The organism is Segatella buccae ATCC 33574, assembly GCF_000184945.1.
Taxonomy (GTDB): domain Bacteria; phylum Bacteroidota; class Bacteroidia; order Bacteroidales; family Bacteroidaceae; genus Prevotella; species Prevotella buccae.
The window spans coordinates 1,370,253-1,376,777 of record NZ_GL586311.1 but is presented as its reverse complement, the minus strand read 5'-3'; the positions used below and the strand labels follow the sequence as shown (position 1 = coordinate 1,376,777).

The 6,525-nt window shown below is 56.3% G+C and carries 4 protein-coding genes; all 4 read right to left on the bottom strand.

Translation table 11 applies throughout. The annotated features are described in order from the left end of the window. Positions 1 to 72: 72 nt before the first annotated feature. A complete protein-coding gene (locus HMPREF6485_RS05105) occupies positions 73 to 1,551 on the bottom strand; it encodes a TolB family protein (protein WP_004345167.1) in 1,479 nt (492 codons plus the stop codon). A gap of 2 nt (positions 1,552 to 1,553) precedes the next feature. After that, positions 1,554 to 3,371: a DUF6057 family protein gene (locus tag HMPREF6485_RS05100; RefSeq protein WP_004345166.1), complete on the bottom strand. Its 1,818-nt coding sequence runs from the start codon at positions 3,369 to 3,371 to the stop codon at positions 1,554 to 1,556. Between the two features lie 172 nt (positions 3,372 to 3,543). Then, a complete protein-coding gene (locus tag HMPREF6485_RS05095; RefSeq protein ID WP_004345165.1) occupies positions 3,544 to 4,725 on the bottom strand; it encodes a hypothetical protein in 1,182 nt (393 codons plus the stop codon). Positions 4,726 to 4,755: 30 nt separating this feature from the next. Next, positions 4,756 to 6,519: a RagB/SusD family nutrient uptake outer membrane protein gene (locus tag HMPREF6485_RS05090; RefSeq protein ID WP_044125858.1), complete on the bottom strand. Its 1,764-nt coding sequence runs from the start codon at positions 6,517 to 6,519 to the stop codon at positions 4,756 to 4,758. Between the last annotated feature and the right edge of the window lie 6 nt (positions 6,520 to 6,525).

The window sequence follows — 6,525 nt, the reverse complement described above, 5'->3', positions numbered from 1 at the left end:
CTTTCAACAACTTTCGGACAACCGCCTTTCCGGCACCAGAAAACGACACCGCAGCTTCATCATGCCCACGGCTTATCTCACCCGCGTCTCCACCCGTCGGTCGCCTACAATTTCACGGGCAGCCGCATGAGCGTCAAACGCCACCGGACGGGAGGTGAAATCGGGTGTGTTGTAGGAATCGAGCAATCGGTCGTAGTATTCTCCCGGCCGCCGCTGGGGCAGCAGGAAAGGCTTGGACACGCGGCCACGCCTGTCGATATGGGCGATGTAGAGCCGCGTGTAGAGCCCGTCTCCCCTGCGACTGGTGAACACCACCCAACGCGAGTTGGCACTCCAGTTGTGCCAACTGTCGGTGTCGGGACTGTTGGCTGCCGTCATGGGGCGTGCCCTGCCGGTAGAGAGGTCGAGCAACCAGTTGTCGGCCTCGCGGTGCCAGATGGGGAAACAGCCGTAGTCGCTCATGGTGAACATGAGAAACCGTCCGTCGTAGGAAGGCCGCGGATGGGTGGCACTCTTGCCCAGAACACGCGCATTGAAAAGCGTGTCCACCCGACTGCCAAACCGCCCCGTGGCCGGATCGAAGCTCACCCGGCAGATGTTATACCGCACTTCGCGGTAGCGGGCCGGGATGGGTTCGGCCCGGGAGGAACAGAAATAGAGCGTACGACCGTCGGGCGAGAACACGGGGTAGGTCTCGTAGTGGTCGGCGGTCATGAGCTGCGGGGCGAGAAGCAACTCGTGGGTGTCAGGGCGGTAGACAAAAACATCCGACGACTGGTCGAACACTTCGATGCGCTTTGAGCGCACGGCATGGAAACTCTGGTGGGTGGCGTTGGTGGAATAGGCACAATAGCGACCCGAGGGATGCCAGTAGGGATAGACCATCGATCCGTGGAGCGAGTCGTTGCGAGCCTTCAGCCACTCCCGCCGGCCCTCGCGCTGCACCATCGTGGCTCCGTGATCACCGCGGATGTGCAGGGTGAGTTGGTCGGGCCGGGTGCGGTTGGCCGTATGGCAGTTGATGCAAGCTCCCGGCACCAGCGTGTTCTCAAAGACGGGACGCTCGTCAAAATTGCTCAAGTCGCGCTCGTAGATGCCCATTCGTCCATACACCTCATAGCCGGGGGCAATGCGCCGATAAGTAAGTCCCCACGCGTCGAGAGAGTCGGGGCTCACCTCCACCTCAAAGGGGCGGTATTGTCGCCATGCGCCCGAGGCTTTCACGAAGAGCGTAAACGTGAGCCGTCCGCCACGGTTCCGGCGGGTGAGGGAGTGCCACTCGTCGAGGTTCATGTCGAGGTCGCGACCGGCGGCCGTAAGCGTGCCGCCCTTCGAACCTTCCACCGAGAGAAAGAGCGACGTGTAGCTCCCGCCCGTGAAACAGAAATTGAGGGGAGCAATCTCCGCCGGAATGGTGACACCCGCATAGTCGGGATAAATCTTGGGCAGGGCATCGACACACTCGGCATGAGTGGGACGGGATGTGCATCCCGCACACAGCAGGCAGGCGCACAGGCAGAGAGTGAGAAGTCCGTATGTTGATTTTGTCATGCTTAATAGATTTGTTTCATTTCCTTTTTGGTGGCTTGCGCCTTGTCTTTGTTCACGAGCATATAGCTCCAGAAGGTGTTGGCGAGCGGGCCTTCGCGCAGCGAGGGTGCGTTCTTGTCGTGCATGTAGGTGCCGATGAAGGTTGACATGCCCTGACGGACGGCCGGGTCGATGCCCCACGGCATACCCTCGAAACTGCTGTGGGTCTGCGTCCACCCCAGCACCAATGCCTGCTGGAAGGCGTAGGGTATATGATCGCTGTAGCCGGCATAGCGGCCGATGGGATAGTATTTCATGAAACGCTCCATGTCACGCTGCACCAGTTCGTAGGCCATGAGATATTCAAAGGCCTGCCGATTGTCGTAGCAGTGGGTGTAGAGCAGGCCGAGCATCTGATCCATCTCGCGGTCGCTGAAGAGAAAGTCGCGCGTGTAGCGATACCTGCGCAGCCTGCCATAGAGCGGATGGGCGTTAATGGCCCGTTTGTTGCGCAGCAAAAACATCTGCTCGTCAGCCCAACGGGCATAGAACAGTGACTTTTGCAGACGGCGCAGATACTTCTCAGCCACGGCATAGTGGCCGTTGACGATCTCACACTGCACGAGGCGTTTCGTCAGTCTGCCGCTTTTGCGGAAATCGGGAATGGCTTCCTGCGCCTCGAAAGTGTAGCGCAGGGCCTCGTTGATCATGCCGAGATGGAAAAAGACTTCAGCCGCGGGCAGGGGCGTGGTCATGTCGCGGGCAAAGGTGGGAAACAGACCTTCGCTGCCATTCTGGTAGAACTCGAAAAGGCGGTCGCCCAGTTGGCCTTTCTTGCTGAGGGCCAGATTGACGCACGCCACTTCAAAGGGAGTGGAGGGCGGGCGTGAAGCGGCTTTGCGAAGAATGCCATCCCAAGCATTGGTGCGCACCAGAAAATCGTATTCGATGATATCGAACTTTACGCCTCTGAAAGCGGTCACGATGAGCAGAAAGCCCGTCACGGCCACAGCAGCTACCGAAACCGGAACAGCCCACGACCGTCGGAGAGTGGGAAACCGCACGGCAAGGAATGGCAGTACAGCCGGGATTAAAATCAGTACGAGCTGCATGGGGGGCACGAAGGCCGGACTGCGATAGTAGCCAAGACCGCAGAAAAGGCGATAGAGCGGATAGGACAGAAAATGGGAACACACCAATACCACGGCAACGGCATAGACTACGGTCGCCGCACCGAGGGCAACGCTGCCGGAGACATGCCTGCGAGACACTTCGAGGAACAGTACATAGAGAGCCACCGTCAACGAAACGGGGCCGAAAAGCCAGTAGAAAACGGGCAGGCCGAGAAGCAACAAGGCTGCCCGTGCCGGCTTGCCACACCGGCTGAAGAACATCGACCGGCTTGCTTTCTCATAGCCGAGCATGGCCAACATGGCTGCCGACAGTGCCACCGGAAAACCCACCAGCACGTTCTCATCGCTCATATACCACCACAAGAGCAGGGGCAACACGAAACTCGCGGCATACCACGCATCAGCCGCCCCACCTCTGCGGAGAAGCTGCCAAAATAACCGTTGGAGTACGACAAGAAGCAGGGCCAGCAACAAAGCACCCGCCACATAAACATAATAGAACTGTACGAGGAACTCGCCGAGCCAATCGGCTAATCCGCCGGGCACGGAAATACGCTCCACAAAATAGCCGGTGTCGAAAAGAAACAACTGATACTGCTCTTGAAAACTGAGCATGGGGAGGAAGGGAAATACCCAAAAAAGAAAAGCGAACAGACCGAAAAGCACGGTCAGCAGGGGTTTCCAATATCGTGTCAACTTGGTTTTCATCGTTGGTGGATTAGACTTTCAACATGGACAAAAGTAGCAATAAAAAGCCGTTCTGCCAAATGTTTCATCTCGTAAATTAGCTCATGACACCAGTAGGGAAAACAATCGCCCCGCCTGCAAGGACGCAAACGGGGCGACAGGTGTCATGTTTGTAAAGAGCCATGCAGGGCGATTATTCGGCAGCCACAAAGTGCCAGAAGGTTCCCTCGCCCGTATTGGAATTGGTGACATGTTGGGCACGAATCCACATCTCGTTCTCCGTCACCTTAGTCACCTCGAAAGTATGGGTCTCGTAGTAGTCTTCATTGATGAGGTAAGGGAACACGATGTTACCGCCACCGGCTGTCGTCAACGTGCAGATGACATTAGTACTCTCGTTCCGTGTGCCGAAATCGAGTTTGAACGTGCCCGTAGAAGACTTGTCACCGCGCTTATTACTCTCGTCTGCAATCACTTTGGTAATGGTTCCTTTTGTGAAATCGAATGTCATGGTTCCGTAAGATCCATCCTGCCCCGTGACATCGGTTGTCCACCACGAAGCCTGTTTGTCGCCGCTCGACCCATTGCCCCAGTTGTTGCCGGCTTCCAGTTTCCACGTCTTCGTGTTGCTGTAAGTGGTCGCATCGGTGGGGTCGCAGCCGGTGATGAGTTTGATTTCAGCCGGTGCGTCGCTATAATCCACAGCCGTATAAGTACCGAGTTTATAGGTCTTCGTGTTGCCGGCTGCATCAAGTGTAGTCAGTGTCAGGTCTTTGGCTACTCCCAGTTGGTAGATGGTGATTTCCCCAATGTTGTTGGTCAGCACCGTACCGCCCCAGTTGAATGTGCAGAGCACGGGATTGGTATTGTTCTCCACAACAAGTGTATTGCCCGGCTTTCCGTCGGCAGTCTTCTTTTGCTTAACCTTTATATCATTGGCATTGAAAGTTGTACCGAAATGATCGGCACCGCCGGTCTTGCCAACACACAGGCGATTGGAGATATCGGAAGTGAGATAAGTGATGGTGTCGATCTTCACCGTAAGTTCCTTCATTGCCGGTGCGCCGCCGGTGTTGGTGGTCAGGCAACGCACGGTGCGCGTACCGAGTTGGGTGACGTATGTCTTCGCGTCGGCCGAAACGACCGTCTTGGTTCCTTCTATCAACTGGTCGGTCTGCCAAGCCACATTGGTCGGCGAACTGCACACCACATGTATCTCATTGGAGTTTTTCCCATCGACCGTTATCGGAGTGGCCGACACCACGAGCTGGTCGGCACCCACATCGGCCCACTCTGCCCCACCGTCGATTTTGGAAGGGTCACATGAAGTCAATGCCAAACCCAGCAAAGACATTGCAAATACTATCTTTTTCATCTCTGATTGTTTTATTAGTTAACGACTTGCCTACCATCCCTGATATTCGGAACTGTTGTCCCAGCCGGGATTTTGCACGACACTCCCGAGCGAAACCTGATTTTCAGGCATCTTCTGGAAACCGGCCGTGGCATTGTAACGGGCAGCATAGCCGCCATTGTGAGCCGTGTTCCTGGCGGCGGAGCCACAATAATAGATGTCAGTACCGGTTTGCTTTTCCAGTGCGGCAGCGGCAATATGCCACCGGCGGATATCGTTCCACCGCACACCTTCGAAAGCCAACTCGTAGCGGCGCTCCTTCTGAAGGGCAGCCAGCGAATAGGCGGCAATGGGAGAAAGGCCCACACGGGCACGCACCTTGTTGATACCCTCCACACTCTCCTTGAGCTCACTCTGCATGAGCAGCACATCGGCAAAGCGGATGAGCACGAGGTCGTGGATATTGTCGAGCTGCATGTTGTTGCCGTAGCCGCCGCTCAGACCGCCGTCCGACCCGTACATGAGGTCTTCAAAGCAGCACACATATCCGCCCGTAGAGGTCTTGGCCGACACGGGAGCCTGCTTCTTTCCGTAGTAATTGGTCTCCTGAACGAAGTCCGACCAACCGCCAAACCGGTAGGCCGGCAACTGGCGCACATCTTGAATGGAGGCCTCCATGCGGATGTCGGTGGGTTCGTCAGCCTTCCAGTCGCTCACCAGATTGGCAGCCACAGGGCCTGCGCCCCACCCCTGCCCGAAGGGGAAAGTGTTGGCGTAGTCCTGACCTCCGCGCACACCGAAGTGCAGGGCGTAGCCGTTGGCATAGCCGATGGTGGTACTCCAAGAGGCCAATTTGTTGTATTTGATGGCAAACATCGACTCTGTGTTGTTGGTTGTAGCAGAAGTTTGATCGTTCTCCACCCACTTCAGGCCCTGCCCCTTGGTGTAGTCGTAGTCTTCCACCGTGCAACGGTTGGTATACGCCCAGAGGTTGCGGAAGTCGGGAACGAGCGAATAACCGGAGTTGTTCACGCAGTCGTCGATCAGGTCGGCCACCATCTTCTTGGTCAACTTCGTGCCGTTTGGCAGTTCCACTTCGGTCAAGGGCTTGTACGTGGTGCTCGTGAGCTGCGAAATTTCGGAGCCGTTGCAGTACATGCCCGTATAGAAAAGCCAGGCACGTCCCAGCATAGCCTCGGCCGTGTATTTGTCAATATGGCCGTCGGTGCGCCGCTTGGCAGCCATCGTCGTGGCCGCAGTGTAGAGGTCTTGCAGTATCTGTCCCCACAACACTTTCACATCGCCCTGCTTGACAAGAGCACCGGTGACCTTGGTCATCAGTGGCACATTGCCATACTGCGAAGCCAGCTCGTAGTGATAGAAGGCACGCAGGAAGAGGGCTTCGCCCATGTCTTGAGTCTTCACTTCGTCGCTGATGCCGGATAGATTAGGCAGTGCTTCTATCAACGAGTTGGCGCGGGCGATGCCCTGATAGCGGTCTTTATAGAACTGCTCGGTCATGTTTTGGTTGTAATTGACGAGCATATCCTCGGCCTGCATCAGCTTGTCGTTGGTTCCGCCGCCGCCAAGATTGTCGTCGCTGGCAAGCATCGACACATAGTAGAACGACATCTGCGGACTGGCACTCACCTGATTCAGATTTTCATAGATTGCCGCCAGCGATGCCGTGGCATCCTTCTCGTTGACCGGGAACTTATCAGGCGTGGCCTCCATCAGGTCGTCGGCATCGAGCGAACAAGATGCAAAGCCCAGCATCAACGTAGCCGCCGACAGTAAATAACTTATCTTTTTCATCGTATA